This is a genomic window from Corallococcus sp. 4LFB (assembly GCF_046520365.1).
In the GTDB taxonomy this organism is placed as follows: Bacteria; Myxococcota; Myxococcia; order Myxococcales; family Myxococcaceae; genus Corallococcus; species Corallococcus caeni.
On the sequence record NZ_JBKGHJ010000735.1, the window covers coordinates 1 to 2,996 of the forward strand.

The 2,996-nt window shown below is 68.8% G+C and carries 2 protein-coding genes and 1 pseudogene; all 3 read left to right on the forward strand.

The genetic code is table 11. The features are described from left to right. Positions 1 to 390: pseudogene (locus ACLEQD_RS40340) on the forward strand (hypothetical protein); the annotation flags it as partial. A 130-nt stretch (positions 391 to 520) separates the two neighbouring features. Continuing rightward, complete coding sequence (locus tag ACLEQD_RS40345; protein WP_410391257.1) at positions 521 to 847, forward strand: hypothetical protein; 327 nt, start codon at positions 521 to 523, stop codon at positions 845 to 847. Between the two features lie 426 nt (positions 848 to 1,273). Continuing rightward, positions 1,274 to 2,996, forward strand: a 1,723-nt coding sequence (locus tag ACLEQD_RS40350; RefSeq protein ID WP_410391258.1) for a hypothetical protein, incomplete at its 3' end; no start/stop codon positions are given.

The following is a 2,996-nucleotide window of genomic DNA, read 5'->3' on the forward strand; positions in this document are numbered from 1 at the left end:
CGGCTGGTGGTGGAGGCCTACGCGGTGAACCTGATGAGCGATGCCCGGCTCACCGCCAATGGCGGAGGCGGCGGCGAGGGAGGGACGGCCAAGAACAACGACGATGAAAACGGGGCCAGCGCGAGCAGTGGCAGCGTGGACACCGCGGCCCCAGCTCCTGGAGGCTCCACCCCCATATCGATTAGCAAGGGCGAGGGCGGACAGGGAGCCGCGCGGAACGGCGCGGCGGGCACGGGAAAAAACGGCGCCACGTACAACGGCTTCGAAGGGGGTGGCGGCGGCGGTGGCGGCGCCATGGGCTTCATCCACCTGCGGGGCATCCAGACCTGCACCGTGAACGCCAACGCTGTCCTCAGCCCTGTTCCCACGGGGGGCTGCACCCTCCCCTGACCCGCCTGGGTAGCAACCAGGCCAGCAACCCTGGATGTGAAGTTTCACACACTGCATGTGAGAACATGTAGTGTGTGTTTCGCCTGTCGCACGACGCACGGGCGAAACACATCTCAGGGGGAATCACATCATGAATCGCAAGCATGTGCTGCGTTGCAGCGCGGTGGCGGGCTTTGGCTTTTTCGCGCTGGCGGGCTGTGGGGGCCCGGACGCGGTGATCAACGCCCCGGAACTGGGCAAGGCCGAGCAGGGCATCACCGTCTCGACCAATGGCAGCTTCGAGCATCAAGGTGATGAAAAGCACGTACAAGACGGCGCAGAACGGCGTGCAGTCCATCGACCTCAACGGCCTGGGCGCGGGCTCCCTGTACCAGGACGTCCCCACCGTCGTCGGCGGCGGCTGGGCCTGGCGGCGCTGGGGGTGGCGCATTCCAGATCTCGGTCGCCAGGACACTGACCGTCGAAAAGACCCTCTCCGTGAGCGGCGGCGGCGGCCTGGGCGGAAAGGCGAGCGAGTCACCCGCCCAGTCGGCGGGGGGTGGTGGCGGCGGGAGCGGAGGGCGCATCGTGCTGGAAGCCTTCCAGGTGAGCCTGACGTCCAGTGCGCGCCTCACCGCCAACGGCGGCGGCGGGGGTGAGGGTGCTATCGTTCTGGGGAGCGGCGGTGGCGGAGGTGGCGGCGGCGCCGCGGGCTCCATCCACCTGCGCAGCGTTCGCTCCTGCGCCCTGAACGACGCCGTCCTGAGCCCGGTCCCCACGGAGGGTTGTCCCCCACCCTGACGTGTCCTTGGGAACCCTGCCTTCTCCTCCGCGAGGCTTCAGAGGAGGAGGGCCGACGGGTAGACTGCGAAGCCATATGCAACGGCTCTGCCTGTTGGGATGTGTGTTGCTGCTGGCCGCCTGCGGGGAGAAGGCCCCCGACGAAGGCGCCATCCGGGTGTCCGTGAAGTACGGCTCCTTCAGGCCCGCGTGCCTGCGCGTCGAGGCGAAGGATGCGAACGGGCATTCCGACCGGACGGACATCCTCTCCAGCCAGTTCAAGAACGCCGACAAGCGGGAGGTGCTGGTCGCGGTGCGCCGCAAGGCGGACTGGGACACGGCGCTGAGCGTCACGGTGTCGTCGTATGTGACGGCCTTGGGGAACAGTTGCTCGGGCGACGCCGTGGAGACCTTCCCGAGCGCTTCGCTCACCGTCATCCCCAAGGAGTTCACGCGCCTCGACGTGACGTTGAAGGCCGTGGACGAAGACGGCGACGGCTCGCCTACGGGCGTCGAGTGGGCGGGGGTCTCCGACTGCGACGACAAACGGGCCGACGCCCATCCGGGCGCGGAGGAGACCTGCACCGGGACGGAAGACCTCAACTGCAACAAGCGGTTCGGCTGTCAGGAACAGGATTGCGTGGACCGGGCCTGCGACGACGGCAACCCTTGCACTGAAAGCGACCGCTGCTCGGGCTCGGGGAGCATGGCGCAGTGCAAGGGCACCGAGCGCTCGTGCACGCAGAGCAAGGCGTGCATTCAGAGCACGGGCACCTGCAACACGGCCACCGGCGCATGCGAGTTCAGGCCGCAGGCAGCGGGCTCCACGTGCACGGACTCCCAGACCTGCACCGTCAATGACACCTGTGATGGAAATGGAACCTGCGTCAGTGGAGCGCCAAGCCTCTGCCCTCTCAAGACCTGCTTCCTGCCCGCGACCAGCGGCTGCGCGGCGAACAATGATTGCAGCTACGCCCCCGACCCGGCGCAGGTGAACACGGCCTGCGTGAACCCTCTCAACCAGCGCGCGGGATGGTGCCGCGGAGGAGACGGCGCGTGCAGCGCATTCCCCTACCGTCCCAGCAACTTCGATCCGGACGCGGTGGACCCCGCCGACATCGCGGCCCTCACCACCTCCGGTGAAGTGACCTTCAACACGGATACGCTCACGTGGGACCAGGACAACCGCGTGACGAACAGGACCAGCCTCAAGCCGAGGGTCATCACGACCTTGAACGGCGGCCTGCAGGCGGTGCTGTTCCCGGTGAGCGCGTTGACGTTGGGTGGACCGCTGCGCTTCACTGGGTCGCTGCCCATCATCCTCGCCGTCTATGGGGACGCGAACCCCGGACAGCCCATCCTGGCCAATGGCCGTTTCAACGGCGCCACGCTGCGCGGAGCCGGCGGCAACCATGCCCTCTGTGGCTCCTCCACGGGCGTGACGGGAACCGTGACCGAGCGTGAGGCGGAGGGTGGCGGGGGCGGCGGCAACGCGACCGCGGGCGCGGCCGGAGGCATTGGCTTTACACCGGGCGGGACGGCACGGGCCGGGGGAGATCCCCAGAACAATGATCCGCTGCTGTTGCTGGGTGGCTGCGCCGGAGGCAATGGCGGCGGCACGGGCAACATGGCGGGAGGCCAGGGAGGAGCCGGAGGCGGCGCCTTCCAGCTCTCCGTGGCACGGACCCTGACCCTCCAGAAGGCGCTCTCCGTGAGCGGCGGCGGTGGTGCCGGCGGCCAGGCCAACAAGAACTCCGGAGCGGGCGGCGGCGGCGGCGGCGGGAGCGGGGGCCGGCTGGTGGTGGAGGCCTACGCGGTGAACCTGATGAGCGATGCCCGGCTCACCG

What these genes read in the sequence shown, in the direction of transcription:
- ACLEQD_RS40345 (WP_410391257.1), top strand. Translation starts at nt 521, where the DNA reads ATGAATCGCAAGCATGTGCTGCGTTGCAGCGCGGTGGCGGGCTTTGGC.